The following is a 26,057-nucleotide window of genomic DNA, read 5'->3' as shown; positions in this document are numbered from 1 at the left end:
ATCGATCTACGGGCGACCCCACCGGCCGCAGCGCTCGCTCATGCCGTCCCCGCGCGGAGCGCCGAGAGGTACCTGCGCGCGACCATGCCGTCGAAGGCGTGGACGCCGTCTTCCACCATGGCGTAGGTCGACGGCGTGTAGCCGGGCGCGCGGATCCCGCGCTGCTGCCGCTCGCAGATGGCGCGGTCTTCCCGGTTCACCGCGTCCCAGAAGGTGAACACGTCGCCCGGATCGAAGCCCTTCGTGAACGCCGCGGGGTGGAAGTACGTGTCGGCGATCACGAGCGTCCGGTCGGGCGCGCGCGGGGCGAGCCGGTACGTGAGCAGGTAGTCGGGCTGGAGGCTCGTGAGCAGGCCCGGGAAGAGCAGGGCGTCGCGCACGCGCCGTCGCTCCGCCTCGGGGACGATGAGCGGCCGCGCGCCTGGCGCCGCGCTCGTCGAGACGGTGTCGGCGCCGGGCGCGAGGTCCATGACGCCGCCGAGCCACGGGCCCCCCCGGCCCCAGGACACGGCGTCGTCGCACGGGGTCAGCCGCTCCAGCGCGGGGTGCACGCGCGGGAAATGGTGAGACTCCTGGAAGTTCTCCGCGCAGAGCTTCCAGTTCGCGGCGACCTCGTACTCCACCCGCCTGCCCCGCCGGAGCGAGCGCAGCCCGGGGCGCGAGAGCCAGGGCGGCGCCTCGCCGATCGCGCTCTCGAGCGGCGGCGCGCCGGGATCGAGCGTCACGAAGAGGAAGCCGAAGAGGGCGCCGGCGCGCGCCGGGAGGAGCCCGTGCGCGCCGCGGTCGAAGCCGGGCGGCGCGTGGGGCGCGGCGCGCAGCGCGCCGGAGAGCTCGTAGGTCCAGCCGTGGTACGGGCACTCGAGGTGCGCGAGGCGGCCGCACGGGCCGTCGAGCAGCGTCGCCGCCCGGTGGCGGCAGACGTTGTGGAACGCGCGGATCTCCAGATCGGCGCCGCGGAGGACGACGACGCCCGCCGGCGTGAGGGGGGCGAGCAGCCACTCTCCTGGGCGGGCGATCTCGTCCTCGCGGCCGACGCAGAGCCAGGAGCGCCCGAAGATCTCTGCCTGCTCGAAGGCAAAGACGTCCTCGTCCCAGTACGCGCGCGCGGGCAGCGGCCGGGCGCTGGGGAGCGGCGCGAGCACCGCGTCCAGATCGGCGGGGGTGAGAGGGAGCTCCGGCAAGGCGGGCGATGTTACCAGAACGAGGGCGCGGATCGCGCCGCCCGGGATCGGCTCAGGGGCCGGCTGCGGATCAGCACCCGAGGATGCTGGCGTTGCCGCACGAGTAATAACACTCGTCGCAGTTCACGCATGTGTCGTAGTCGAGATAGAGCCGCGCTCCATCCGGATGTCTGTCCATGCACGCGGTGAAGCAGGCGTCGTCCCCGTCCTCGCAGGTCACGGCGCACTGAGCGAACAGGATGCAGTCGTCGTTGAGGGTGCACGCATCGAGCTCATCGGCGCAGCTCCCCTGGACCGCGCATCCGATGCACCCGCTCGTGTCGCTGCCGCACTCGTCGAGGTCGTCGCAGGCCAGGGTGGCGTTGCAATCGGCGAGGTCCGTACCCTCCTCGCAGAGACCGGTGCCTTCGGGCTCGTCGCACTCGCCGTTGTTCGTGGAAGCGCACGGCGCGCCTACCGCGCAGTCCGCGACGTCCGTGCCCTCCGCGCAGAGCCCGGTGCCCTCGGGCTCGTCGCAGGCGCCGTCCTGCACGCGGTCGCACGGCGCGAGCTTGCAGTCGTCGACGTCCGTGCCCGCCGGACACCGGCCCGTGCCCTGGGGCTCGTCGCAGGTGCCGTTGCCGGTCAAGGGACAGGAAGAGAGGCAGTCGGCGGGGTCGGTCCCGGCCGGGCATTTGCCGGTGCCCTGGGGCTCGTCGCAGATGCCATCATCCGCGCTGGGACAGTGGCCCGTGGGATCGAGACAGCCCTGGAGGGCCGCCGCATGGGCGTTGCAGACCTCCGCCAGGTGATGACCGTCCACGCACCGGCCCTCCAGCCGGACACAGTCGATGTACGCCGCGTGCTCGTCCTGGCAGCGCTCCTCGGCTCGCTTGGCGATGGCCTCCTCCTCGGCCTCGCACAGGCCCTCTTCGTCGCCAGAGCAGTCCTCGCAGGCGCAGCGGGCCTCGCAGACCGTCCCGTAAACCGGCGGCTCGGTCTTGCCATCATCGCTCTGCGAGCTGGCGCAGGCCGCGAATAGACCGGCGATCGCTGCCGTGATCATCACGTGTCGGACACGCATGGGGTCTCCTCATCCTCTGGCTGAAATGAGAGGTCGTCCGCGGAGGCGCAGGGCGCCGACGCGACGCGGCAAGGGCAAGACGACATGGCTGGCACTCGAAGCACCAGGGCACCCTTCACCTGCGCACACCGCGCTCGACCGCCTTTTGTCTCGGCTATGACTGGAAAAATTCAACCCAAAGAAAACGGCTACCTATACCAGCTCCGAAGGCGGCCGGTCAATCATCGCGAGGCGACGCTCGGGTCGACAGCGCGTCGCGAGGCGACGCTGGGGTCGACAGCGGGCAGGGCAGCGGCCGCCGCTGCGCTCGTGGCGACAGGGGCGGAATGGCCAAAGCTTCACGGAACTCAGGAGGTGCGCTCGATGCGCTCCGGCTTGCCAACGAGCTGAGGAGCGGACGCCCGAAACCTCACGGACATCGGGAGGTGCGCTCCGGCTCGGGAAGGTGCTGAGGAGAAGAGAAACGCTCAGATCGGCAAGGACGGCCCGCCGGACGGGTGGAACGGGTGAAAACGAGTGGAGAAGAGAGCGTCGCGACCTCCAAAACGCGCTCCACCAACGTGGAGCGGACGCGACAATCGCGCGCGCTCGGCCGTCAAAAAGCTGCTTCGTTCGTGGTTGGCCCGGGGCGAGGATGAGCGTGGACGAGGTAGGACGCGGACAGCGCGGGCGCCCTCCGCCCGAAAGCGCCGTGAGGGAGTAAAGAGGCGTTGGCATCCGCGCCGTTTCGACAGAAGATGCGTGCGCGCGTATCGCGCTGCGGCCCCTCGCCTCCGACGGCCGGCGCCGCGTCACTGGACCCCTACCGGCTGGAGAACAGCGGATGAAGATGCGATCTTTGGTGTGTCTCTTCGTTCTTGGACTGATGACGACGGCGTGCGGCGACGACGACGCGACGATCATCGGGACTGGGGGCGGCGGGGGTGCCGGCGGCACCGGCGGCGAAGGCGCCACCTCGGCCAGCAGCACGACAGGAAACGGCGGCGGCACCGGCGGCACCGGCGGCACCGGCGGCGGCACCGGCGGCGGCGACACGGGCGGCGGCGGTGCGGGCGGCACCGGCGGCACCGGCGGCACCGGCGGCGGCGACACGGGCGGCGGCGGCGGCGCCGGCGGCACCGGCGGCGGCGACACGGGCGGCGGCGGCGCCGGCGGCACCGGCGGCGGCGACACGGGCGGCGGCGGTGCGGGCGGCGGCACCACCTCGAGCTCGGCCTCATCGAGCAGCGCCTCCTCGACCTCGGCCGCGGCCACCACCGGCGCTGGCGGCGACGGCGGCGGCAGCGTCTCCTCGACCTCGGCCGCGGCCACCACCGGCGCTGGCGGCGACGGCGGCGGCAGCGTCTCCTCGACCTCGGCCGCATCCACCACCGGCGCTGGCGGCGACGGCGGCGGCAGCGTCTCCTCCACGACCTCGGTCACCACCGGCGCTGGCGGCGACGGCGGCGGCAGCGTCACCTCCACGACCTCGGTCGCCACCGGCGTCGGCGGCGGCGGCGTCACCTCCACGACGGCGGTCACCACCACCGGCGCCGGCGGCGGCGAGCTCGGTGGCCCTGGCGCTGCCTGCGCCAGCGATGCGATGTGCGCGAGCGACATCTGCCTCGAGGAGAGCGAGAGTGGCTGGCCTTCCGGCTACTGCACCGCCGCCTGTCTGTCGGACGACGACTGTGGCGACGGCGTCTGCACCCAGGTGAGCCAGACACTCGCCATCTGCATGGCCGCGTGCGAGACGTCGGCGGACTGCCGCGACGGCTATGCGTGCGACGACGGGGTCTGCTGGATGGGCTGCACCAGCGATGCTCAGTGCACGGAGGTGGGCTCGTGCCACGAGGCGTCGGGCGGCTGCTACCTCCCGGACGGCAGCGCTTGCGAGACGGACGCCCAGTGCGGTGGCTACCTCTGCGCCACCGAGGCCGTGGACGGCTATCCGGGCGGCTTCTGCACGGGTCTCTGCGAGGATGACAGCAACTGCGACGGCGGCACCTGCATCGCCGCAGGCTACTGCCTCGTCGAGTGCGACACGGACGCCGACTGCCGCGACGGCTATCGGTGCGACGAGGGGCTCTGCGCTCCGGCCTGCACCAGCGACGCTCAGTGCACGGGCGAGGGTGCAACCTGCGTTGTGGAGGTGGGTCGCTGCGCCCCGCCGCCCGGCGAGGGCGCCGACGGTGACCCTTGCACGGCGGACGCCGACTGCGCCGGCCTCTACTGCGTCCCCGAGTCGTCGGACTGGCCCGGCGGCTACTGCACGGGCTACTGTGACGCATCGACTCCCTGCGCCGGCGGCGGGGTCTGCGCATCGGACGACACCTGCAACAGCGCGTGCGAGACGGACACCGACTGCCGCGAGGGCTATGAGTGCACGCCGGAGGGCTGCCTCCCGGCGCCCCCGGCGCCGGCCGATAGCGCCGACGGCGACGCTTGCACCGCCGACAGCGAGTGCATCAGCGGCATGTGCTACGACGGCTGGCCTGGCGGTTCCTGCACGGGCGACTGCGAGACGGACGCCGACTGCGCCGAGGGCGGCATCTGCGCCGCAGTGGACAACACCTGCAACCACGCGTGCGAGACGGACGCCGACTGCCGCGAGGGCTATGAGTGCATGGCGGAGAACGGCTGCGTCCCGCAATGATGACCCGATGACCGGCAGGCTCGCAGGCTGGTCCGTACGACCTGACGACGGACCCCTGCGGCTCCCCTGAAGCGATGAACCTCCGCGTCGCCAGGAGGCGACGACGAGGCCTCTCCCACGAAGCGCGGCGCGGCTGCTCCACTGGCGCAGCCGGCGCGCGCGCCCCCTCCCCGCTCCACCAGCTCGCCACGAGGCGCCGCTCGGCGCTCAGCCGCCGCTCGGCGCTCAGCCCTGCCCGCGCGAGCGGCGGCGCAGGCCCGCGAGCGCGACCAGCGCGAGCGCTGCCGCTGCCCCGGGGCCCTGGCCGGCGGCGGTCCGGCAGCCGCAGCCGCCGGCGCTCCCGGGCGCGACCCCGCCCGAGCTGGCCCCTGCCTCGGCGCCGCCCGCCGCCGCCGTGCTCCCGCTCGATACGGCCGTGGCGCCCCTTCCCCCCTCGCCTGCGCTCCCGGCGCCGCCCGCCGCCGCCGTGCTCCCGCTCGATCCGGCCGTGACGCCACCTCCGGTCGCGCCGCCTCCCGTGGCGCCCCCTCCCCCTGCAGCCGCGCTCCCGGCGCTGCTCGCCGACGACGCGGTCGACGAGCCCTCCTCGCGGACCAGCGCGAGGTACGCCTCGGCGAAGCGGTCGCCGAGGAGCTGGTACGCGGCGGAGTCGAAGTGATACGTGTCGTCGGGCGATCGCGCGGTGAAGTCGTCCGTGTCGACCCATGCGACCCGCGGGTCCTCCTCGGCCACGGTCACCTGCGCCGCGCGCACGGCGTCGATGTTCGCCTCCTTGCCGGCGGCGATGGGCCCGCCGTTCGCGGGATAGAGGTTGTCGCTGACCCTGCCGAGCACGACCGGGAGCCCGGGGACGCCGAGGTCCGCGCGGATCGCCGCGATGAAGCCGCGCAGCGTGTCGCCGTAGGAGAACGCGGCCGACCACCCCGCCTCGTTCTCGCCCTGCATCCAGACGAGCGCGGCGATCTCGTACGGGTGCCCCTCCGACTCGATCCTCGCCAGGGCGCCGTCGAGCCGCGTCACCTCCTCGGGATAACGGAGGGCGCGGTCGCCCTCGTACGTCGCGGAGTCCAGCTTGCCGAGGAGCGCGTGGTAGAGCTGCGATTTGTAGAGCACCTCGGGATCCGGCGCGAGGCCGCGCCCCCAGTGATCGACGAGGTTGGTGCCCCCCTGCGCCATCTTCACGATCGCGATCCGGTGCTCCGGGTACGCCGCGGCGATCGCGCGGCCGAACGTGATCTCGGGCCCGTAGCGGCGGGCTTCGCCCTTCGGCTCGAGCGGCCCCCAGTCGGCGCTCGTCGCCGCGGCGTACGGCCCTCCCTCGCGCGCGTCGGGGTTGTAGTGGTCGTACCAGACGTCCGGCTGGCTCTGGAGCTCGACCGGGAGCTGGCGGCCCACGCCGTAGCCGACCATGTTCGACTGGCCCGCGAGGACGAACACCTTCACCGGCTGCGCGATCGCGGGAGCGGAGAGGGACAGCGCGAAAGCCGCCAGGGCGATGCAAGACCGCTTCATGGCGCTGTGTATCCCCCGCGCGCGGTGGAACGTCAACGCGGCGGGATCGCGATCGACCGGAGGGAGCGCGCGGCGCTTCGGCGCCGAGCTGATCGAGGAGAGCGCGCGGAGAGACCACGACGCACGAGGATGGGAGCTTCGTTTGCCACGCGCTCGCCTCGCGTCCTCAGGACACGTATCGGGCGCTTGTGTGCCTGACAGGCGCGCGGTCCCGTCGAGCTCGCCTCGCGATCACGTCGCTTCGGGCGTCGACTGGTAGGCCGCGCTCGACGCCGCGTAGACCCCGTTGGTCGCATACGAGTAGCGGTGCGGCCGGACGTGGTGCTCCGAGTGGCGCGCGCACCAGAGCGCTGCGCCGCCCGTCTCTTGCCGGTGCCTCACGCACTCCGGGCAGGGCGGCTCGATCTCGGGGACCCGGCCGGCGGTCGCGTGATCCTTCGGCCGGACGATCCACACCGGGCAGCGCGCGAGCCGGGAGACGCGCTCGGCGACCGAGCCGAGGAGCAGCCGCTCGAGCCCGCGGTAGCCGTGCGAGCCGACGACCACGAGGTCGGCGTCCAGGTCGGCGGCGAGCTGGGCGATGTTCTCGGCCGCATCCCCGCGGCGGAAGTGGACGACGACGCGCTTCAGCCGCCCCCCGTCGAGCTTGTCGCCCATGGCGCTCACGCGCTCGCTCGCGCGCTGCTGGAGCTGCTGGAGCGCCACGTCGGGCTTGGTGGCCACCATGGGCGCCCGCGAGAGCCCGATGCCGACCCAGCTCTCGGGCTCGACGTAGACCCCGTGCACCTCGGCGTTCTCGCGACAGCAAGCGGACTCGAGCGCCTGATCAAGCGCACGGTTGCTCGGCTCCGAGAAGTCGATCCCGACGACGACGATGAACCGATTCGTTGCGTTTGCGCTCGACATGACAGCCTCCTCAGCCTCCATGCGAGGCCCCGACCAGCGGTCGCCTCGCTTTACCCATCTGCCCCTCTGCTCATCTGCCCATCTGCCCAACACTCAGCACGCCGCATGCCAGGCGTTCCTGGGGCCGGAGAGGAGGGTCTCGCGCGCGCTGGCTCCCTCGCGCGAGCGGGGCTCTTCCCGCGACCTGGACGCTTCGCGCGAGCCGAGAGCGAGCTCCTCTCGCCGCGAGCGCTGGGGGCGGGCGCCTCGCGAGGCAGCCCGCAGCCGTTTGCGCCGCGGCGCAAACGGCGCGCGGAGGCGCAGACGTGACCGCGGCGTACCAGGGCCGCCGCCGCACGCCGGGGATCTCGCGTGCGTGGCACGAACGGTGCTCATCCCACGGCGCACCTCGAGCGAAGGACGCAGAGGCGAACGGGAGACGACGATGACAACCCCTGGACCTACCGGCGGAGAGCACCAGCTCCGGCACCACACGATCCGCAGCGCGCACATCGTTGGAGACGACGGCGAGGAATCGGTCGTGGCGACCGTCTACTGTCCGTTGCGGGAGCGCTCGATGGCGGCGCGAGAGTGCGAGTCGTGCCATCGCTTCCATGCGCTGCACTTCGACAAGAGCTCGCGCACGACGTCGGTCGTCTGCCATGCCAGCCACGCGGCGCCGGGCACGGAGGAAGCGGCTCCGCTGCGCGGCGTGGGCGTCGACGTGGCCGTGAATCCGGAGGCGCCGCTCGCCGAGATCATGACCAAGAGCGTCATCTGCATCCGATCGGAGGTCTCCCTCGACGACATCACGGCCCTGCTCGTCCGCCACGAGATCAGCGGGATGCCGGTCGTGGACGCGGCGGGCAGGCCGGTCGGCATGGTGTCGCGGGCCGACGTGCTCCGTGCGGCAGAGGAGCGCGGCGACACCGAGGAGTCGCGTCAGGTGGCCTCGCGGTCGGGCGAGGTCGCGCCGCTCGAGATGAGTCAGGGCTTCCATGTCTACGAGCCCGTCAGGGTCACCGCGCGCGACGTGATGACGCCCGTCGTGGTGCAGCTGCACGAGAGCGCCAGCATCCGGCAGGCCGCGTCGCTCATGGCCTACGAGGGCGTGCACCGGCTGCCGGTCGTCTCGGACGACGGCAAGGTCGTCGGCATCCTGTCGTCGCTCGACGTGCTGCGGTGGTTCGGGCGGTGCTGCGGGTACCTGATCCCGCCGGCGCGCAAGCGGGTCTGAGGAGATGGCTCGCCGATGAAGCGTACGCGCCGCACGCCCGCTGCGTGTCGTGGCGCGAACGCCGATCCCGGCGGTCCGCATCTTGCAAACTGCCTCGTGGCCCATCGTGGCAAACCGAGCTTGATCGAAGGGCGCCGGTTCGATCAGCTCGAATCGATCATCGCGGACGTCCAGCGCCAGGGGAGGCCTCATGAGCTCTTCGACCATTCGCATCCAGGACTGCATGACCAGGAGCCCCCACTCGATCGGCGCCGATCAGAAGGTCGGCCTCGCCCGCGCGCTCATGCGCGGACATCGCATCCGGCACCTGCCGGTGCTGAGCGGCGGCCGGCTGGTCGGCATCCTCTCCGAGCGGGACATCTACTGGATAGAGACGCTCAAGGAGCAAGAGGGGGATGAGCTCGTCGTCAGCGAGGCCATGTCGCCGTGCCCCTACGCCGTCGCGCCGAGCGCGCCGCTCTCCGAGGTGGTCCGCGAGATGGCCGAGCACAAGTATGGATCGGCGGTGGTGCTGGACGGCGCACAGGTCGTCGGCGTCTTCACGACGACCGACGCGCTCGCCGTGCTGGCCGCGCTGCTCACCGAGAAAGAGATCTCCTGACCCGAGGCTCGACCCGCGTGGCGGCGCGGCCGGCCATCGCCCGCCCCGACGGCGAACGCGCTCGGTTCATCCCCCCAAGAACACCGGAAGAAGGCACACGATGCAGCAGACGATCACGGACTGGCGATCGCGCTTCGGCGACAAGATCAAGACGGCCGAGGAGGCCATCCGCGCGATCCCCCCGGGGCGGCGCATCCTCGTCGGCTCGGGCGCCGCGGAGCCGACCGATCTCGTGAACGCCATGGTTCAGTCCGGCGACCACCTCGCCGGCAACGAGATCGTCCACCTGATGACCGAGGGCCCCGCGCCGTATGTCCGCCCCGGTCTCGAGCGGCGGTTCCGTCACACGGCGTTCTTCATCGGCCAGAACGTCCGCGAGGCGATCCACGAGGGGCGCGCCGACTTCATGCCGGTCTTCCTCTCCGAGATCCCGAGCCTGATCCTCTCGGGCCGGGTGGGCATCGATGTGGCCCTCATCCAGGTGAGCCCCCCGGACGCCCACGGCTTCGTCAGCCTCGGCGTCTCCGTCGATATCGTCCGCGCCGCCGTCGACTCGGCAGCTCTGGTCCTCGCCGAGGTCAACCCGCGGATGCCCCGCACCCACGGAGACTCGTTCTTGCACGTGGATCGGATAACCCACCTCGTCCCGGTGGACCGCGAGCTCCCCGAGCGCGCGCTCGAGCCGCTCGACGACGTCGACCGCGCCATCGGCCGCAACGTGGCGACGCTCGTGCCCGACGGCGCGACGCTCCAGACCGGCATCGGCAAGATCCCGAACGCCGTGCTCGCCGCCCTGGGAGGCAGGAGCGACCTCGGCGTGCACACCGAGATGCTCTCCGACGGCGTGATGGATCTCGTCCAGCGCGGCGTCATCACGAACCGCAGGAAGACCCTCCTGCCGGGGAAGCTCGTGACCTCGTTCCTCCTCGGCAGCCGGGCCCTCTACGCCTGGGCCCACGACAACCCGGTCATCGAGATGCGCGGGTCCGCCTTCACCAACGATCCGCTGACGATCGCGAGGAACGACAGGATGATCGCGATCAACGCCGCCCTCGCCGTCGATCTGACGGGCCAGGTCGCCGCCGACACGCTGATGGGCCGCTTCTTCTCCGGGATCGGGGGGCAGGTCGACTTCATCCGGGGCGCGGCGCGGAGCGCCGGCGGCAAGCCGATCATCGCGCTCCGGTCCACCGCGAAGGACGGCACGATCAGCCGGATCCAGCCGGCGTTCGAGCAGGGCGCCGGCATCGTGACGAGCCGCGGGGACGTGCACTACGTGGTGACGGAGCATGGCGTCGCGGATCTCTGGGGCCGGAACATCCGGCAGCGCGCGCTGGCGCTCATCGAGATCGCCCACCCCGATCACCGCGCCGACCTCCTCGCGGCGGCCAAGCAGCGCCGCTATGTGTTCGGCGATCATGTCGTCTCGCGCGCGGAATCCCCCTGACGAGCGCCGGGCTCAGCCACGCATGACTCGCCGCGTCCAGACGGGAGAGCGCCGCGCGAGCCGATCGAGGTGGCCGCGGCGACCCGGCATCGCCGCGCGGAGCCCCCGCACCGGGACCGCGCAGCGCCCCGTGCCGCGCCCCACACGCCGGCGCCGGGGGCGCACCTCGCCGGGCGCGCGAGGTGCGTCCCCGGATCCTGCCATGATATAGAGCGCCTCGCCCGTCCATGAGCCCTCTTGATCACAACGATGTCGCCGTGAAGCCCTCCGCCCTCGTGCCCTCGCTCGACGATCCGCTCGACGAGGGATCCGGGGCGCCGGCCGCGCCTGCCTCGGCGTACGACGCGGCGCTCCGGGAGGCCGAGGAGCTCCGCAGGCGCCCCCATGTCTCCGCGGGCCCGGAGAACATCATCCGGCAGCACAGCAAAGGCCGGATGACGATCTGGGAGCGCATCCGGGTGCTCACGCCCGAGCCGCCGCGGGTCGTCTTCGAGAACTGGGGGCCCAACCTGGACGGCGCCTCGCTGGTCACCGCGATCCTGCGCATCGGCAGCCGCGACGTGGCGCTGTACGGCCACGATTTCACGATCCGCGCCGGGTCGATGGACGCGACGAACGGCCGCAAGCTCGCGCGGCTGTTCCAGCTCGCGGGAGAGCGGGGCATCCCGCTCATCGGCCTCAACGACAGCGCCGGCGCCTACGTCCCCGCGGGCGTCGGCGGGCTCGACGGCTACGCCGAGGCGTTCGCGGCGCTGCGCAAGATCAGCGGCGTGGTCCCGAGCATCATGTGCATGTTCGGGTTCAACGCGGGCGGCGGCTCCTACCTGCCGCGGCAGGGGAGCTTCGTCATCCAGCCGGGCGGCACGTTCTTCGGCCTGACCGGGGCGGCGGTCGTCAAATCGGTCCTCGGCGAGGTGGTCTCACCCGACGACCTCGGCGGCCCGCGCGTCCACGGCGCCTCGGGGGTGGCCGATCTCACGGTGCCAGACGAGGTGGGCGCGCTGCGCACCACCGTCCGGCTGCTCGGCTACCTGCCGAGCAACAACCGCGAGAGCGCGCCTCTCCAGCGGACGAGCGATCCGGTGGGCCGGGAGACGACCGAGATCGACACGCTCCTCCGCAGGACGATCTCGTCGCCGACGGGCTACAACACGCCGCTCGACATCAACATCATCATCCAGCGCATCTGCGATCACGGCGACTACTTCGAGGTGCAGCCGCAGCGCGCGCGCAACACGATCACCGCGTTCGGGCGGGTCGGCGGGCGCGTCGTCGGCTTCGTGGCGAACAACAGCGCGGTCGCGTCGGGTCAGATCGACGTCGCGGCCGCTTACAAGAACGCGCGCTTCATCCGCTTCTGCAACCTCTACAACATCCCGCTCCTCTTCATGGAGGACACCACAGGGTTCCTCCCGGGCAGGGAGCAAGAGGCGATGGGCATCGTGCAGGCCGGCCGGGCCATGCTCGACGCGATCATCGACGTGCGCACCCCGCGCATCCTGCTGCTCGTGCGCAACGCGTTCGGCGGCGCCTATGCCTCGTTCAACAACTACGCGACCGGCGCGGACGTCGTGCTCGCGCTCCCCACGACCCGCGTCGCCGTGATGGGCCCCGCCGGCAAGGAGTTCGTCTACAAGGACGAGCTCCGCAAGGTGCGCGCGCAGGCGAGCGCCAGGGAGAAGGCCGGCGTCAAGGAGCGGCTCGCCCGCGGCCTCGACGAGGCGAAGGCGAAGGCGGAGGCCCGCGACGAGGCCGCGGCTTGGCTGAAGGCGAGAGAGGCCGAGTTCAGCGCGCGGTACGAGCGGGAGCTCATGAACCCGCGCGAGGGGCTCAGCCTGGGCTCCATCTCGCGGCTCGTGATGCCGCGCGAGCTCCGCTCGGTGATCGCAGAGAACCTCGAGTTCCTGCTGCGGCACTACCAGCCAGGGCCGTTCACCGGTGTTCAGCGGGAGTTCCATTGATCATGGATGGATTCGAGACCAAGCGAGGTTACGACCGCAACCCCAGGGTGGTGCGCGACCGCAGGCTCGGCCGCTCGAGCTCGGCGTGGGCGCGCTCCTTCGCCGCCGACGACGTGCGGCCGCTGATCGTCTGCCGGGGCCCGATCCGGAAAGAGGCGATGGATGTCTTCGCCCAGATGGGGATCGAGCATTACGGCATCCTCCTGTCGGAGAAGGACTCGATCGTCTACACGCACGCCCTGGCGCCGGAGCTGCGCTGCATCCACCCGGCGCACGTGCACCGCGTGAAGGACTATACCGGCGCCACCAAGGACGAGCGCGTCAAGCTGATGCAGGAGATCGTCGCGATCGCCCGGGCCGGCGGCTACACGCACGTGTTCGCGGGCTACGGCTTCATGGCCGAAGACGGGGAGTTCGTGCGCACGATCGAGGAGGCGGGGCTCGTCTTCATCGGCCCGCGCTCGTCGGTGCAGCGCGCCGCCGGGCTCAAGGACGAGGCGAAGCGGACGGCGCTCGCGGCCGAGGTCAGCGTGACGCCCGGCATCGACGACGCGACCCGGCGGATCGTGCTCCGCAAGTGGCCCGATCACGCGGCGCTGCGCGCGGCCGCGGCGGACCGCGGGCTGCTCGGCGCGGGCGCCCCGGGCGGCGCGGGCGCGCGGCTCGCCGACGGGATCCCGCTCGCCGAGGCGGCGGACGCCCTGCTCGCGGCGGCGTACGCGCAGCGCGTGGATCTCTACACGACCGACGAGCTCTGCGAGGAGCTCGAGCGGGGCGCGGCCGAGCTGCTCGCTCGCCACCCGGGGCGGCGGATCCGGCTCAAGGCCATCGGCGGCGGCGGCGGCAAGGGGCAGCGGCTCCTCGCCGGCGTCGCGCCCGACGCGGCGACCCTCGAGGCCGCGGCGCGGGCGCGCGCGGCCGAGGTCCCCGCGCTGGCGCGGGAGGTCCTCGCGGAGGTGAAGGCCGCGGGCGTCGGCGACAACAAGAACATCCTGCTCGAGCTCAACGTCGAGGAGACGCGGCACAACGAGATCCAGCTGATCGGCAACGGCGCGTGGTGCGTCGCGCTGGGCGGGCGCGACTGCTCGCTGCAGATGCACGAGCAGAAGCTGCTCGAGGTGGCGATGACGCAGGAGGGGCTGCTCGAGGCGATCGAGCGGGCGCGCGCGGCCGGCGAGGCGCCGCGCGCGGCGTCGCTCGAGCGCGAGCGCGCGTCGCTCGCCCGGATGGAGGCCGAGGCGGAGCGGTTCGGGCAGGCGGTCGGGCTGAACTCGGCCTCGACGTTCGAGTGCATCGTCGAGGGGGATCACCACTACTTCATGGAGGTCAACACCCGTATCCAGGTCGAGCACCGGGTGTCGGAGCTCTGTTATGGCCTCCGCTTCGAGAACCCGGCCGACCCGGCCGACGCGTTCGAGGTGACGTCGCTCGTCGAGTGCATGGTCCTCCTCGCGCGCCACGGGGAGCGGCTGCCCCGGCCGATCCGCGTCCGGCGGGAAGGGTCCGCGGTGGAGGCGCGCCTCAACGCGACGAACGGCGCGCTGGAGCCCCACGCGGCCGGCATCATCGTGTCCTGGAGCGATCCGCACCCGCACGAGATCCGCGACGATCAGGGCATCTGCGTGAAGAACCCCGACACGGGGGTGTTCATGCATTACCGGGTCGCCGGCGCCTACGACAGCAACATCGCGCTCCTCGTGACCTACGGCGCCTCGCGCGAGGAGGCCTACCAGCGGATCTGCGAGATCCTGCGCACGACCACGCTGCGCGGCAGCGATCTTCACACGAACCTCCTGTTCCATTACGGGCTCGTGCACTGGTTCCTCGCGCGGAGCGTGTGGGCGAAGCCGACGACGGGCTTCGTGGTCCCGTACCTCACGCAGGTCGGCCTGCTCGCGGTGGAGCTCGGGGGGCTCGATTTCGACGCGATGTGGGCCGAGCTCGGCGCCCGTCACGAGCGCCGCCTCGCGGCGCGGGCCGGGGCCGCGGAGGCGACCGGCGGAGGAGCGTTGAAGAAGGTCTTCACGCTGAAGGACACGCTGGTGCGCCGTCCCGTGGAGAAGATCTGCGCGGAGCCGCACCTCCTGTCGGCGTGGCTCAGCCGGAACATGGGGTCGTTCGAGATCCGGTCGGGGCGGGTGCGCTGGCTCAAGAACCCGATCGAGGTGCTCGCGGACACGTACTGGCTGCTCAACATGACGCCGCAGCCGCAGGCGCCCGCGGCCCACGTGATCTGGGATCACGACCAGGAGGTGCTCTCGCGGGCGCTCGGCTTCTACAGGCGCGTCGGTGAGCGGATGGGCCAGGCGGGCGGCGCGCCTTCGTGGCCCGAGCTGCGAGCGCACCTGTCCGGGGATACCGCGCCTCACGGCTACGACGCCGAGCTCTGGCGGCGGGTTCGCGGCTCGCACCTCGGCTTCCAGGCGGGCCTGGAGCTGCTCGACGCGCTGGTCCTCGCGGGGGACGCCGCGCGCTTCTTCGAGCTGCGCGCGCGGGAGGACGGCACGGTCGCCATCCCGGAGCGCCTGCTCGATCGCGAGCTCTCGGCCCGCATGCGCAAGGTGCTCGCGCCGCCGCCCGCCATGCGGGCCAACGAGATCGTCGCGGTCACCGGCGGCATGTTCTACGCGCAGGAGGCGCCGGACCGGCCTCCGCTCGTGACGAAGGGCAGCCATTTCGCCGCCGGCGATCCGCTCTACGTGATCGAGGTCATGAAGATGTTCAACAAGGTGCTCGCGCCGTGCTCCGGCACCATCGAGGAGGTGCTCATCGACGGCGGCGAGGGGACGATCGTGCAGAAGGGCCAGCCGCTCTTCCGCGTGAAGCCCGACGAGGTGCTCGTGGAGGAGGACTCGGCCGAGCGCGCGCGCCGCCGGCGCGAGACGACGCTGCGGTACGTGGACGCGATCTTCGACGCCGAGGGCGCCTGAGGCCGTCGCCTCGAAGCGCGTAACCGCCGCGCGGACGAGGGCCCCGAGGCCGACGTCGCGATGGCCCGCGAGGCCTTGGTCACCGAGGAGAGATCGAGCTGATCGGAGCCCACCGCAACGGTGGCGGTGAGCGTGGGAAACCGCCGCTCGACGAGGTGGGGATTCTGCCGGTCGAGCGGCCTCACCTTGCCGTGGGCGCCCCAGCGGGCCGCGCGAAAATCGAACGGCTCGGGCTGCACCATGTAGGAGGCGATTGTACTCTTCAATACCGACGAGGAGGGCAACAATGTGGCCTACCCCCGCGGGATGCGGTACCCTCGTTGCCGAGCGCGCTCGCGCGATGGGATGACCGACGAACCGAAGGTCAAGGGGGTGGCGTTTCGCTCCGTGGTGGCGAGCTTTGGCAAGCTACGCGGCGAGCCTGTCCAGAAGCGCAGCCTGGATGAGATGTGTGAACCGCTGCGCGACGGCATCCGCTACGGCAGCCTCGTCTCCACCGGCTGGTACCCGATCGCCTGGTACAAGGACCTGTTCCAGGCCATCCGGCGCACGACCGGCGAAGGCAAAGAGCTCATCCACCAGATTGGCCGCCAGTGCACGCACGACGACATGAGCGGCATCTACAAGGTCATCGCGGGCCTCATCTCCCCTTCTACCCTCTTCTCCCTCGGCCAGCGCGTCTTCTCCAACTACTATTCCGCCGGCCACGTCCGTGTCCTCGAGTCCCGCCGCGGCTTCACCCGCGCTCTCTGGATCGGCTGCCAAGGCTTCGACGAGAACATGTGGACCGAAGTCATCGGCTCCTGCGAGCAGCTCCTCGTGATCGGCGGCGCCGACCACGTCCGCCAGCGCATCATCTCCGGCGGCGGCGACAACGACGATCACCTCGAGTTGACCGCGCACTGGAGCTGAGCCCCCGTGGAGTGTACCGGACAGGTCACAGCGGTCGTCATTCACGGAGAGAACGACTCGGTGGTCGGGCCGGACAACGGCCCGAAGGCGCGCGACTTCTGGAGCAGCGCGCTGCCGAGCCGGCCCGCGCGTTCGGCCTCACCGCGGGCTGGCTCGGCGTGTGTGCGGAGGCGCTCCGGACCGGGCGGCTCTCGCTCGGCGCGTGCGTCCACCTGCCCGGGCGCCGTCCACGCTGTTCTCCACGAACATCCGTCCCCCTCTGTGCCAACAAGAGCCTGGACAAGGGTCGGTCGATACTAATCCCGGCGGGATGTCAAGACCCATCTCGCCGAGGTGTTCTGCCTCCGCCTCCGCGCTCTCGGTGACCCCGCCCCAGGCGCCTCCGGCCAGGCCGTGCGGCGGATCGTTGCAGATGCCATTCGTGAGATGGAGCGCGAGCGGCGGGAGCTCGGGGGACAAGCCTTGACTGGCGGGACCTGGCTGCGTGAGTTTTCGGCCACGCAACCCCGGAGCGCGCCAGCGCTCGCGGGCTGCATTACTTCGGGCCGAAGCGTAGCGGCGAGATCCGCGAATCGGGCCAAACTTGGCCAGTCTCAATCAAACTCGGCCACTACCGAATCCGAGGGGGCACTTCATAGTCCCGCAGAGCCCAGCGGCCCCCGCCGCTACCGCATGCGGAGATCCAGTTGTTGCAGGCCCATTCGGCATCCACATACCTATGCCCCACCAGATCCCGACACTGCCGACGTGGTCAGTTCTCCCACTCAGCGTACGAATAGTCATACACAGCCCGGCACTGGTTAGCGCATTCGGGGATCCAGCTGTTGCAGGCCCAGTCGGCATCCCAATAATTATGACCCCACCAGATCCCGACCGCGCCGACCTTCCGCGACCCCAAGTAGTGGCAATTCCAAGCCGTTTTAGATACCCACACCGCTTGCTGCGCGGTTCCAACCGCCTCCGCCGCGTCGGGGTCGATCGACTCCGCGGACCCGGGATCAGCCGCCTCCGCCGCGTCGGGCTGGTTCTCCTGCTCGTCATCGCCTTCGAGGGAAGCCTCGCCAACGCAGCCACCGAGCACGGCTGCGGCACCGAGGAGCGTCAGCGGGAGGACCATCTTGCTGAATAAGCTCATCTCTTTGCTCTCCTGAAATTTTTTTACTGGAGGGGACCGGTCGCATCCCGGTCTCTCTCGCCTGGTGGATGCTGCGGTGGCGGGCCGTCCTTCACCCGATTGTGTTCGGCCCTCACTTTTTCGAAAGCAGCCTCCTGTCGCGCTGGCGATCTCGCTCTCCTCAAGCCGGAGCTCCTCGAGCTACGCATGAGCCGGTGCGCGATGTAGCGGGGGAACAGGGCCGCGGGCGCGCCGATCGGCTCGCCGGGCGCGTGCAGCGCGACCCGGGCGCCGAGCGCCGCGAGGCATCGGCGCTGGGCCCCCCGGTGCTCCACCGGGACGCCGCGCGGGTTCGGATCGAGCCCTTTGACGCCATCGAGCTCGATCTCTCGGTGCTGTGGGCGAAGTAGCAGATCGCCGTCACGCTGCGCTGGCAACGATGTTGCGGCCAGCGCGAAGGTAGGCGGCGCGACGACGCCGCGAGGTGATCCCTCAGCCGGGCGCGCTCGGCGCGACGACGCCGCGAGGTGATCCCTCAGCCCGCGGCAGGGGCACGGTCTCGAGGGCATCCGGGTGGCTTAAAGATCCAGCCTGAAAGACCCGCAGCCCCCGCGATTACGGCAGGTGTCGATCCACTCGTTGCAGGCCCATGTGGCATCCACTGACGTATGGCCCCACCAGATCGTGACCTTGCCGACGTACTCGGCACGATTGATGCACCACCATGTGCTATAATAAACCGCTTCCTCCGCTTGCTGCGCGGTTCCAACCGCCTCCGCCGCGTCGGGGTCGATCGAGTCCGCCGACTCGGGATCAGCCGCCTCCGCCTGGGTCTCCAGCCCGTCATCGCCTTCGAGGGAAGCCTCGCCAACGCAGCCACCGAGCACGGCTGCGGCACCGAGGAGCGTCAACGGGAGGACTCTCTTGCTGAACAAGCTCATCTTTCTATTCTCCTGAGATTTTTACTGGAGGGGACCGTTCTTATCCCGCTCTTGCCTGCTGGATGCTGCGGTGGCGGGCCGTCCTTCACCCCATCGTGTGCGGCCCTCACTTTTTCGAAAGCAGCCTCCTGTCGCGCTGGCGATCTCGCTCTCCTCAAGCCGGAGCTCGCGGAGCTCCTCGAGCTCCACGGCGGGGACGCACGAGGCAAGCTCGGAGACGACGCACGCGGGGGAGGCAGAGCTCGCGCGCCCGGCGCGCGCCGCGCGAGATAAGGCTGCTTGCCCCCACGGCGGCATCGCAGTACCCAGCCGAGCATGAGCGCCCGCCCAGCCGCGTTCTCGGCGGCCTTCCTGCGCGATTTTTCAGAAGATTTTCTCTCCATCGACCCGCCCGACCTCGCCACGTTCGGCCGCGGCTGGACCAAGGCCGTCGAGCCGAGGCTGTCCGCGGTCGCCTTCCCGCGCTCAACGGCCGAGGTCTCGCGGCCACATCGGCGACGGCAGCCGTCACATCAACTCCACATCAACGTCATGCAGCCCGATCACCTCAGCTCCTGCGGCGCACCCACGAGGCGGCTCACGCGAGCTTTTCGCTCGTCAAGAGACACCGCGGGAGCATCTCCGCCGAACACGGAATTGGCCTACTCAAGAGAGACTATCTCCCCTATCCTCGCCCGGCCGAGGCGCTCGCGATCGTGAGATCCATCCAGCGGGCGCTCGAGCCCCTGAACCCCATGAACCCCGGAAAGATCCTCGAGGTCTAGGCTCTGTCGGACGGACGTCGCGAGCGAGCCGATCCCGGGGCGAGCATGCGCGGGGCTGTGTCGCTCCTCTGCGCGTGCGCCGCGCTCGCCCCTGCCGCGGCGCGCGCCGAGTGCGCGCGGGGGGCCGCGGACGTGTCGTGGGTCCGCCTAGAGGGGGCCGAGGAGCGGTGCCCCTCGGCGCCCCGGCTCCGCGACGAGATCGCGCGGCGCCTCGGGCGGGAGCTCGCCACGACGGGCGGCGGCCTCTCGATCGAGGCCGTGGTGAAGGGAAACCCCGGGGCATGGTCGGCCCAGATCCGGACCGTCGGGTGCGACGGGACGCCGCCCACGGTGCGCAAGCTCGAGAGCAGCGCGGCGACGTGCGAGGCGATCACCAGCGCAGCAACGCTGGTGATCGCCCTCGCCATCGATCCCACGGCCGCCCTCGCCGCGCCGGCCTCGCCTCCCCTGGCCGGAGCCTCGCCTCCGCCGGAGCCGCCGGAAGCCCCGCCGCCAGGAGCCCCGCGGCCGGAGCCGCCGCGAGGCGCCCCGGCAGAGCCCGCGACGCAGGTGGAATCCTCGCGCGCCGCGCCCCCGCCGCTCCCCGACGCGGAGCGCGAGCCTCGCCCTGGGGCCTCGGTCACGCTGCGCGGGCTCGCCACCACGGGCCTCCTCCCGGTGATCGGGCCCGGCGTCGCATGGGCGGCCGAATGGTCCGTCGCGCCGCGCTGGACCACCGCGTCGGGACTGCTGTGGCTCCCGGAGCAGCGCACAGCCGAGCCGGCCCTCGCGTTCGGCCTTACCGCGGGCTGGCTCGGCGTGTGCGCGGAGGCGCTCCGGACCGGGCAGCTCTCACTCGGCGCGTGCGTCCACCTGCTCGCGGGCGCCGTCCATGCTGTCATCCATGAACATCCGTCGGTGCTCCCCGTCGACCCGGGAGCCCGGCTCTGGGTCAGCCCCGGTGTGGGCACGCGCCTCGCCGTGCGTGTGGTCGGTCCGCTCCGTCTCGAGACCGGAATCGACCTTAACTTTCCGCTTACGCGATACCGTTTCCAGCTCCAGGGGAACGAGCAGCCGGTCTTCGAGCAGCCGGTGATTGCCGGCGCGCTCTTCGGAGGGGCCGGGATCGCGTTTTGATGAAGGACCCCTCGGACGTCGGCATTCAGACGAGCGTGGAGCAATGTCTGGACGCAGAGGTCCGCGCCGGACCCAGGCCGCCCCGTGGCTTCGCCGCGGTGCACGCCGAGCACGCCGGCTTCGTGTGGGCCACGCTGCAGCGGTTCGGTATCCATCCGCCGGACCTCGAGGACGCGTTCCAGGACGTCTTCGTCGTGGTCCAGCGGCGTCTCCCCGCCTTCGACTGGGCCTGTCCGGTCACGACATGGCTCTTCGCCATCTGCCGGCGCGTCGCCGCCTCGCACCGCCGGCGCGCGCAGCGCTCGCTCGTCGGCGAGGACGTCCACGACGTCGCGGATCCCGCCTCGGGCCCCGAGGAGATCGCCTCCGGGAAGCAGGCGAGAGAGCGGCTCGAGCGCATCCTCCAGGCCATGGATCTCGATCGGCGCGCCGTCTTCGTGATGTTCGAGATCGAGGAGATGCCATGCGGCGAGATCGCCGATCTGATCGGCATCCCCGTGGGCACGGTCTACTCGCGCCTTCACGCGGCGCGGAAAGAGTTTGCGGCGCTGCTGAAGAGGATCGAGGCCGAGCGCGCGCGACGAGGGGGCATATGAGCGCACCGAAGCGGTGGATCGAGGAGGATGGAGGCGCCCCGGCCGGGGCGCGCGAGCTGCTGCGTTCGGCCGTGCGCCCGCGGCCGATGACGCCCGTCGAGGCGGCGCGCACGGCGGCCCGCGTGGCACCGCTCGCGGCGGCCCCGAACGGCGGCGCCGCGCTGCCCATGTGGGCGAAGGGCCTGCTCGTCGTGGCGGGCCTCGGGGCCGGCGGCCTCGCCCTCCACGGCGCCGTTCGGCAAGGACAGCGCGACGCCGCGCTGGCCCAACCGCCGCCTCGGCTGGAGCACCTGTCGGCGGAGCGCCTCCTCTCGAGCGCGCGGGGCGGCCTGCGCTCCGTGGAAGCGGTGCCGGCTGCCTCTGCGCAGGATCTACCGTCCCTGGCCGCCGAGGCGCCCCATCCGGCCGCGTCCGCCCCTCGCCGGGAGCCGCCGCGCGACGTCGGCCAGAACGTCCGGCAGAGCGAGCCCGCGCCGCCTCCTGCGCCGACCGGGAGCGCGGCGTCCGACAGCGACGACCTGCTCCGGGAGGCGACGCGTCTGGAGCAGGCCAGGGCGCTGCTCGCGCGGTCGCCAGAGGCCTCCCTCGCGGCGCTGGAGGAGCACAGCCGCAAGTTTCCGAGAGGCCAGCTCACGGCAGAGCGGGAGTTCATCACCATCGACGCGCTGGTGCGGCTCGGCCGGACGGAGGAGGCGCACGCACGCGCGGACGCGTTTCTCACGAGGCATGCGTCGAACCCCTATGCCGAGCGGGTGCGCCGCCTCGTCGGCAGGGCCCCTTCAGGCAGCGCCCCTTGAAACGACGCGTTCACATGAGTTTGCCTACAGGACCGGCAAGCTCGGAGGCATCCATGCGACAGGAGACGATCTCGATGAAGCGAGCCGAGCCCACGGCGGCCACCCGCGCGGGCACCCCGCGATTCCTCGCCGTCCTTCTCTCGACGGGCACGGCGCTCGCGGGGTGCACCACCGAGATCGCCGTCATCGGTCGCGACCTCGGCGCCACGACGTCGTCGTCGCCCGCCTCGTCCTCGTCCACCGCCGGCGGTGATGACCCCGGCATCCTCGATCCCGGCGCCGGTGGCGGCTCCGCCCAAGGCAGCGCCGGCGCTGGCGGGGACGAGCGTTGCGAGCCGAAGCTCGCGGGGGTGGTGCGCGACTTCAAGGCCTTCGGCTCTGACGGCGGGCACCCCGACTTCGAGAACTTCGCGGGCGACGGCCTGACAGGCATCGTCGAGCCCGAGCTCGGCCCCGACGACAGGCCGGTCTATGCCCATGAGGGCGGCACGGAGCACACGACCGGGCCCGAGGCGTTCTATCAGTGGTATCACGACGACCCCACGGTCAACATACGGATCCGGTACGACGTCCCTCTCGAGGTGAGCGAACGCGGCCTCGGACACTTCACGGGAAAGCAGTTCTTCCCCATCGACGATCAGGGGTGGGGCAACGAGGGGCGGGAGCACAACTTCGGCTTCACGTACGAGCTCCACATGACGTTCGAGTACGAGCCCGGCGGCGTCTTCTTCTTCAACGGTGACGACGATCTCTGGGTGTTCATCAACAGGCGCCTAGCGCTGGACCTGGGCGGGCTCCACGTCTCGACCCCGGGGTACATCGATCTCGACGCGATCGCCGAGGAGCTCGGCATCGAGGTCGGCAAGGAGTATCCGCTCGACTTCTTCCACGCGGAGCGCCGCGGCGGCGGGTCGAGTTTCTCGATATTCACGTCGTTCAACTTCACGAACTGCGACCCAATCCTGAAGTAGCGCCGAGAGCGCGCTGCGCGCCAGCTCAGGAGCTCGCCCCGGGTCGCGGGTTGAGCGCATCGAGGAGGCCGTCTTCGCCGAGCTCCTCCATGGCCACCTCCCAGACCGTCGGCTCATGGAGCAGCCGGGCCGGTCGGTCGTAGCAGAAGCCGACGACGGTGGTGAGCAGGAGGTGCAGGGCGCGCTGGTTCATGAAGACCGCCGACGCCCCGAAGCGCGTGGGATCGACGGTCTTCATCCGATGGAACCCAGGGAAGCGGGCTCGGTGAGGCGTACGGCTCGGCGGCGAGAGCGAGCGCGTCGCACACGCGATGGACGGATCACTTGAGGATATGCAACTGGGAGTGCCTCAGGTCGAGGTAGCACTTCATTCTGTGTATCTCGACACCGACATTGATACCCTTCGCCTTCAGCTTCGATACACTGATCTCCTTCACCTCATTCGGGGCTTTCTTGAATGCCAGCCCATCGATCCTCTCGTACTTTGTCCCTTTAATCCTCTCGACCCGTCTCCCAATCTCCGTTTTATATAGACCATTCACCACGCTGGTGGCGTTGCCGGTGACAGTGCTCTTCCTCCACGCATTCACCGTAGAGGTGACTCCGCCGTTGAACGTACTGGTGGTCCTGCCCGTGATCTGCGTGACGCTCCCCCCCTTGTGGATGGTGGTCGTTCTCCCTGCGTACAAGTCGGTCGTGGCGCGACCACGGATCTCCGTCGCCCTCGTACCCTGAACGGTCTTCTTGCTATTGCCTCGAATCGTCGTTTCGTTGTCTCCAACGACCGTCGTCTCGCGATCATCGCGAAAGATGCCCGTGTCCTTGCCCTGGATGGTGGTGGTGCGGGTCTTGCCGACGTACAATTGGCTATGGCCATCGATCTCGACATTGCGATTGGCCTTGAGCGTGGTCTTGTCGTCACCATTGACGGTCGTGGTCCGCTTCCCCTTGATGAGGGTCTCTCGGTACCCACGAACAGTTGCCTTGTCGTAGCCAAAGATGTTGGTCCTGCGCCAGCCCCCGACCACGCTGTCTGAGTATCCACCGACGACGCTGCACGAGTAAAGCCCGGTGATCGACAGACCGAAGCCTAACACCACATTCTGGGAGAACCCCCCGGTGACCGTCGTTCGGTTGAGACCCACGATGTTCTCGGCGGAGAGCCCGACAAACGCGAACGCGTTACCCCACGTCTTCGACTCGAGCGTCGCTCCAAAGTTGGGCGCCCCCATCCGGATGTAGGTGTTCGAATGGGGCGTCGACAGCGTGATCCGCTCTTGCCCCGCCTGGTCTTCCAGCTCGAGGCGATTGCGCCCGCCCGTCTGGATCACGTTCCGCGTGCTGTTTCCCGCCGTGACGGGGCTCGGCGTCAGCGCATTGGGCGCGACCCCGACGATGGCCGGCCTATCGGGATCGCCGCCCGCAAAGGCGCACATGACCTCGACGCCAGCTCGGAGCGGGAAATGGAAGCCCTCGATGCCACCGCCATGGGGCTGAAGCATCCGAACCCAGGTCGACGCCTTCCCCCCGCTCAGGTCGCTCTCGTCGAAGTGGAACTTGACCCGGTAGCGACCATGGCTGTCGATCTGGGCGTAGTCGCTGACCGCCGCTCCATCGACGATCGCGGTCTCGGTGCCGTAGATGCGCGGCCACTCGGTGACCTGCGGCGCGCGGAACTGCACCGTCGCGGCGATGGCCTTGGCCTCGATGCGGTAGTTCTCCTCCCACGGCGCGAGCTCCCGGAGCTCGGGGACGCCCGAGGCCTGGCTCGACCAGTGCTCGATCTCGGTGGTCAGATACTTCGTGTTGAACGCGGCCCGCGGATGGTCGTCGAGCTCGAACGTGAACCCGGGAATCAGCGTCCCCGCCGCGCCCATCGCCTGGTGGACGACGCCGGCGGCGGAGAGGCTCTCGGCCTTGATCCGCGCCAGCCGCGCCCCTTCGCCCGGCGAGAAGAACCGCGCGCCGTACAGGCTGACCTCGCCGAATCCGTTGGCGCAAACGGACGCCTGCCCGGCGACCGCTACAGCCGGATTGGTGTAGTCATAGTCCTTGAGGCGAACCGAGCCGGGCGTGGCGCCATGCCGGCACGTGAAGGCGCGGAAGGCGTCTCTCGCCGTGTTGACGCCGCCGCTTTGCGGGTAATAACGAATCGGCTTGTTTCCATGGGGCTGATGGACCGACCGATCGTCGACCAGCACCAGCGTCTCGCCGCTCTCCCCGTGCTCGAAATAATAGTAGATGCCTTCGCGCTCCATCCACCGGGCGATGAAGGCATAGTCGCTCTCGCGGTACTGGCAGACATGCTCCTCGGCGCCGTAGGCGCCCCGGAGCTGGAATGCGCAGTCCGTGACGCCGCCCTTTTGCAGGACTTCCTGAATGATCACCGGGATGGTCTTCTCGCTGAAGACACGGCTGTGAAGAGACAGGGTAAGCAGGGCGAGGCGCGGGACCATGACGGTCCGAAAGACGCATCTACCCGCAAAATCGTTGACCAGCTCGACGCTTTCAAGCACGCCGCTTCGGAGGAAGCGCGCGCCGCCGTCGCTCCGGTCGAGGGAGAGGGTCACCGGCTTGCCCACGGCAGCGGCCATATCAAAATCATGGCCGACGTCGTTGGTCATCGTCAGGTAGAGCTCGAAGCGATAGAGCTTCGAGATGCCCTCGGTGCCATGAAAAGCTACGAGTTTGGTGGAAGAGGGCAAGGCGCTCGAGTGAACGACAAACATATCGGACATGGAGGTACCTCACGGGTGAGTAAGAGCGGCCGATACAAAGACGCAGAGCCTCGACCGGCACCTCGGGCAGGCTCTCCTGAGGGCTACTCGGCGTAGCAGATGCTACGGCAGGCCGGGACCCATTGGTTGCAGGCCCAGGCGGCATCCGCTGACCTATGGCCCCACCAGATCGTGACAGTGCCGGCGTAAGGAAGACCGCGTTCATCACGGCGGCAGGTCCATTTGGTGAAGGTCTCATACGCTTGCGGCGCGTTGCCAACCGCCTCCGCCGCGTCGGGGTCGATCGACTCCGCTGACTCGGGCTGGGTCTCCTGCTCGTCATCGCCCTCGAGGGGAGCCGCGCCGACGCAGCCACCGAGCACGGCTGCGGCGCCGAGGAGCGTGAGCGGGAGTACTACCTTGCTGAACAAGCTCATCTTTTTATTCTCCTGGGAGTTTTTTTACTGGGGGGGACCGTTCGCATCCCGGTCTCCCTCGCGTCTGGTGGATGCTCCGGTGGCGGGCCGTCCTTCACCAAATCGTCCGCAGCCGTCTCTTCATCGCCGGTCCCCCTCGCTCATCGCCCGATGCGCCGCTCGATCCGGTACCGGCCGGCGAAGATGGCGCCGAGAATGAGGTTCGATGACACCTGCGTCTCTTTTCTCAGCGTACGTCGG

The 26,057-nt window shown here is 70.4% G+C and carries 22 protein-coding genes; 13 read left to right on the top strand and 9 right to left on the bottom strand.

The genetic code is table 11. From position 1 onward, the window contains the following. Positions 1-38: 38 nt before the first annotated feature. Both WME73_RS18750 and WME73_RS18745 read right to left on the bottom strand, forming a co-directional pair. A complete protein-coding gene (locus WME73_RS18750) occupies positions 39-1,181 on the bottom strand; it encodes an aromatic ring-hydroxylating oxygenase subunit alpha (protein WP_437916571.1) in 1,143 nt (380 codons plus the stop codon). 70 nt (positions 1,182-1,251) lie between these two features. Then, entirely contained in the window at positions 1,252-2,244 is a 993-nt protein-coding gene (locus tag WME73_RS18745; RefSeq protein ID WP_437746769.1) for a latent transforming growth factor beta-binding protein, read from the bottom strand. A gap of 823 nt (positions 2,245-3,067) precedes the next feature. Here WME73_RS18745 and WME73_RS18740 point away from each other — a divergent pair. Further along, positions 3,068-4,879 (top strand): hypothetical protein, encoded by a 1,812-nt coding sequence (locus WME73_RS18740; RefSeq protein WP_437916570.1) that lies wholly within the window; start codon positions 3,068-3,070, stop codon positions 4,877-4,879. 225 nt (positions 4,880-5,104) lie between these two features. Here WME73_RS18740 and WME73_RS18735 read toward each other — a convergent pair whose 3' ends face one another. Both WME73_RS18735 and WME73_RS18730 read right to left on the bottom strand, forming a co-directional pair. Continuing rightward, positions 5,105-6,391, bottom strand: coding sequence for a sialate O-acetylesterase (locus WME73_RS18735; RefSeq protein WP_437916569.1), 1,287 nt, complete (start codon positions 6,389-6,391; stop codon positions 5,105-5,107). A gap of 231 nt (positions 6,392-6,622) precedes the next feature. Further along, positions 6,623-7,297 (bottom strand): universal stress protein, encoded by a 675-nt coding sequence (locus WME73_RS18730; RefSeq protein WP_437916568.1) that lies wholly within the window; start codon positions 7,295-7,297, stop codon positions 6,623-6,625. Positions 7,298-7,721: 424 nt separating this feature from the next. On the opposite strand from WME73_RS18730, the gene WME73_RS18725 reads away from it, so the two are divergent. From WME73_RS18725 to WME73_RS18700, 6 genes are all read left to right on the top strand, one after another. Beyond that, complete coding sequence (locus tag WME73_RS18725) at positions 7,722-8,513, top strand: CBS domain-containing protein (protein WP_437916567.1); 792 nt, start codon at positions 7,722-7,724, stop codon at positions 8,511-8,513. Positions 8,514-8,703: 190 nt separating this feature from the next. Continuing rightward, a complete protein-coding gene (locus tag WME73_RS18720; RefSeq protein ID WP_437916566.1) occupies positions 8,704-9,114 on the top strand; it encodes a CBS domain-containing protein in 411 nt (136 codons plus the stop codon). 100 nt (positions 9,115-9,214) lie between these two features. After that, a complete protein-coding gene (locus tag WME73_RS18715; protein ID WP_437916565.1) occupies positions 9,215-10,561 on the top strand; it encodes an acetyl-CoA hydrolase/transferase family protein in 1,347 nt (448 codons plus the stop codon). 227 nt (positions 10,562-10,788) lie between these two features. After that, a complete protein-coding gene (locus WME73_RS18710) occupies positions 10,789-12,522 on the top strand; it encodes an acyl-CoA carboxylase subunit beta (RefSeq protein WP_437916564.1) in 1,734 nt (577 codons plus the stop codon). Between the two features lie 2 nt (positions 12,523-12,524). Next, on the top strand, positions 12,525-15,452 hold the full coding sequence (locus tag WME73_RS18705; protein ID WP_437916563.1) for a biotin/lipoyl-containing protein: 2,928 nt from the start codon (positions 12,525-12,527) through the stop codon (positions 15,450-15,452). A 345-nt stretch (positions 15,453-15,797) separates the two neighbouring features. Beyond that, a complete protein-coding gene (locus WME73_RS18700; protein ID WP_437746758.1) occupies positions 15,798-16,364 on the top strand; it encodes a hypothetical protein in 567 nt (188 codons plus the stop codon). Positions 16,365-17,115: 751 nt separating this feature from the next. Here the strand turns inward: WME73_RS18700 and WME73_RS18695 are convergent. Continuing rightward, on the bottom strand, positions 17,116-17,499 hold the full coding sequence (locus WME73_RS18695; RefSeq protein WP_437746757.1) for a hypothetical protein: 384 nt from the start codon (positions 17,497-17,499) through the stop codon (positions 17,116-17,118). Positions 17,500-17,693: 194 nt separating this feature from the next. On the opposite strand from WME73_RS18695, the gene WME73_RS18690 reads away from it, so the two are divergent. Next, complete coding sequence (locus WME73_RS18690) at positions 17,694-17,888, top strand: hypothetical protein (protein ID WP_437916562.1); 195 nt, start codon at positions 17,694-17,696, stop codon at positions 17,886-17,888. 168 nt (positions 17,889-18,056) lie between these two features. On the opposite strand, the gene WME73_RS18685 is transcribed toward WME73_RS18690, so the two are convergent. Then, the gene (locus WME73_RS18685) at positions 18,057-18,419 is read right to left on the bottom strand and encodes a hypothetical protein (RefSeq protein ID WP_437746756.1); all 363 of its coding nucleotides are present in this window, start codon (positions 18,417-18,419) and stop codon (positions 18,057-18,059) included. Positions 18,420-18,481: 62 nt separating this feature from the next. Here WME73_RS18685 and WME73_RS18680 point away from each other — a divergent pair, with 62 nt between their 5' ends. Genes WME73_RS18680 through WME73_RS18660 form a run of 5 tightly spaced genes read left to right on the top strand, consistent with a single transcriptional unit; the run spans position 18,482 to position 22,663 of the window. Continuing rightward, positions 18,482-19,183, top strand: a complete 702-nt coding sequence (locus tag WME73_RS18680; protein ID WP_437916561.1) for an FAD-linked oxidase C-terminal domain-containing protein — start codon at positions 18,482-18,484, stop codon at positions 19,181-19,183. Positions 19,184-19,240: 57 nt separating this feature from the next. Further along, positions 19,241-20,299 carry a hypothetical protein gene (locus tag WME73_RS18675; RefSeq protein ID WP_437916560.1) on the top strand — a complete coding sequence of 353 codons (1,059 nt, stop codon included), beginning with the start codon at positions 19,241-19,243 and terminating at the stop codon, positions 20,297-20,299. Beyond that, on the top strand, positions 20,299-20,895 hold the full coding sequence (locus tag WME73_RS18670; RefSeq protein WP_437916559.1) for an RNA polymerase sigma factor: 597 nt from the start codon (positions 20,299-20,301) through the stop codon (positions 20,893-20,895). The genes WME73_RS18675 and WME73_RS18670 overlap by 1 nt, the downstream gene beginning before the upstream one ends. Then, positions 20,892-21,692 carry a hypothetical protein gene (locus tag WME73_RS18665; protein WP_437916558.1) on the top strand — a complete coding sequence of 267 codons (801 nt, stop codon included), beginning with the start codon at positions 20,892-20,894 and terminating at the stop codon, positions 21,690-21,692. The genes WME73_RS18670 and WME73_RS18665 overlap by 4 nt, the downstream gene beginning before the upstream one ends. A gap of 53 nt (positions 21,693-21,745) precedes the next feature. Then, positions 21,746-22,663 (top strand): fibro-slime domain-containing protein, encoded by a 918-nt coding sequence (locus WME73_RS18660; protein ID WP_437916557.1) that lies wholly within the window; start codon positions 21,746-21,748, stop codon positions 22,661-22,663. A 25-nt stretch (positions 22,664-22,688) separates the two neighbouring features. Here WME73_RS18660 and WME73_RS18655 read toward each other — a convergent pair whose 3' ends face one another. The 3 genes from WME73_RS18655 to WME73_RS18645 form a co-directional block, all read right to left on the bottom strand. Continuing rightward, positions 22,689-22,901 (bottom strand): hypothetical protein, encoded by a 213-nt coding sequence (locus WME73_RS18655; protein ID WP_437916556.1) that lies wholly within the window; start codon positions 22,899-22,901, stop codon positions 22,689-22,691. An 82-nt stretch (positions 22,902-22,983) separates the two neighbouring features. Continuing rightward, positions 22,984-25,401 carry a type VI secretion system Vgr family protein gene (locus WME73_RS18650; protein ID WP_437916555.1) on the bottom strand — a complete coding sequence of 806 codons (2,418 nt, stop codon included), beginning with the start codon at positions 25,399-25,401 and terminating at the stop codon, positions 22,984-22,986. An 83-nt stretch (positions 25,402-25,484) separates the two neighbouring features. Continuing rightward, complete coding sequence (locus tag WME73_RS18645) at positions 25,485-25,817, bottom strand: hypothetical protein (protein ID WP_437916554.1); 333 nt, start codon at positions 25,815-25,817, stop codon at positions 25,485-25,487. Positions 25,818-26,057 lie beyond the last annotated feature (240 nt).

Origin of the sequence: Sorangium sp. So ce302 (genome assembly GCF_051530145.1) — a bacterium.
Taxonomy (GTDB): Bacteria; Myxococcota_A; Polyangia; order Polyangiales; family Polyangiaceae; genus Sorangium; species Sorangium cellulosum_B.
This window is presented reverse-complemented; position numbering and strand designations above follow the sequence as displayed.

Coding starts and splice junctions, on each gene's coding strand:
- WME73_RS18710 (WP_437916564.1), top strand. CDS start 10,789: ATGAGCCCTCTTGATCACAACGATGTCGCCGTGAAGCCCTCCGCCCTC.
- WME73_RS18665 (WP_437916558.1), top strand. CDS start 20,892: ATGAGCGCACCGAAGCGGTGGATCGAGGAGGATGGAGGCGCCCCGGCC.
- WME73_RS18670 (WP_437916559.1), top strand. CDS start 20,299: ATGAAGGACCCCTCGGACGTCGGCATTCAGACGAGCGTGGAGCAATGT.
- WME73_RS18680 (WP_437916561.1), top strand. CDS start 18,482: ATGCTGCGGTGGCGGGCCGTCCTTCACCCCATCGTGTGCGGCCCTCAC.
- WME73_RS18645 (WP_437916554.1), bottom strand. CDS start 25,817: ATGAGCTTGTTCAGCAAGGTAGTACTCCCGCTCACGCTCCTCGGCGCC.
- WME73_RS18745 (WP_437746769.1), bottom strand. CDS start 2,244: ATGCGTGTCCGACACGTGATGATCACGGCAGCGATCGCCGGTCTATTC.
- WME73_RS18655 (WP_437916556.1), bottom strand. CDS start 22,901: ATGAAGACCGTCGATCCCACGCGCTTCGGGGCGTCGGCGGTCTTCATG.
- WME73_RS18730 (WP_437916568.1), bottom strand. CDS start 7,297: ATGTCGAGCGCAAACGCAACGAATCGGTTCATCGTCGTCGTCGGGATC.
- WME73_RS18740 (WP_437916570.1), top strand. CDS start 3,068: ATGAAGATGCGATCTTTGGTGTGTCTCTTCGTTCTTGGACTGATGACG.
- WME73_RS18660 (WP_437916557.1), top strand. CDS start 21,746: ATGCGACAGGAGACGATCTCGATGAAGCGAGCCGAGCCCACGGCGGCC.
- WME73_RS18715 (WP_437916565.1), top strand. CDS start 9,215: ATGCAGCAGACGATCACGGACTGGCGATCGCGCTTCGGCGACAAGATC.
- WME73_RS18735 (WP_437916569.1), bottom strand. CDS start 6,391: ATGAAGCGGTCTTGCATCGCCCTGGCGGCTTTCGCGCTGTCCCTCTCC.
- WME73_RS18695 (WP_437746757.1), bottom strand. CDS start 17,499: ATGAGCTTATTCAGCAAGATGGTCCTCCCGCTGACGCTCCTCGGTGCC.
- WME73_RS18650 (WP_437916555.1), bottom strand. CDS start 25,401: ATGTCCGATATGTTTGTCGTTCACTCGAGCGCCTTGCCCTCTTCCACC.
- WME73_RS18725 (WP_437916567.1), top strand. CDS start 7,722: ATGACAACCCCTGGACCTACCGGCGGAGAGCACCAGCTCCGGCACCAC.
- WME73_RS18705 (WP_437916563.1), top strand. CDS start 12,525: ATGGATGGATTCGAGACCAAGCGAGGTTACGACCGCAACCCCAGGGTG.
- WME73_RS18720 (WP_437916566.1), top strand. CDS start 8,704: ATGAGCTCTTCGACCATTCGCATCCAGGACTGCATGACCAGGAGCCCC.
- WME73_RS18685 (WP_437746756.1), bottom strand. CDS start 18,419: ATGAGCTTGTTCAGCAAGAGAGTCCTCCCGTTGACGCTCCTCGGTGCC.
- WME73_RS18700 (WP_437746758.1), top strand. CDS start 15,798: ATGACCGACGAACCGAAGGTCAAGGGGGTGGCGTTTCGCTCCGTGGTG.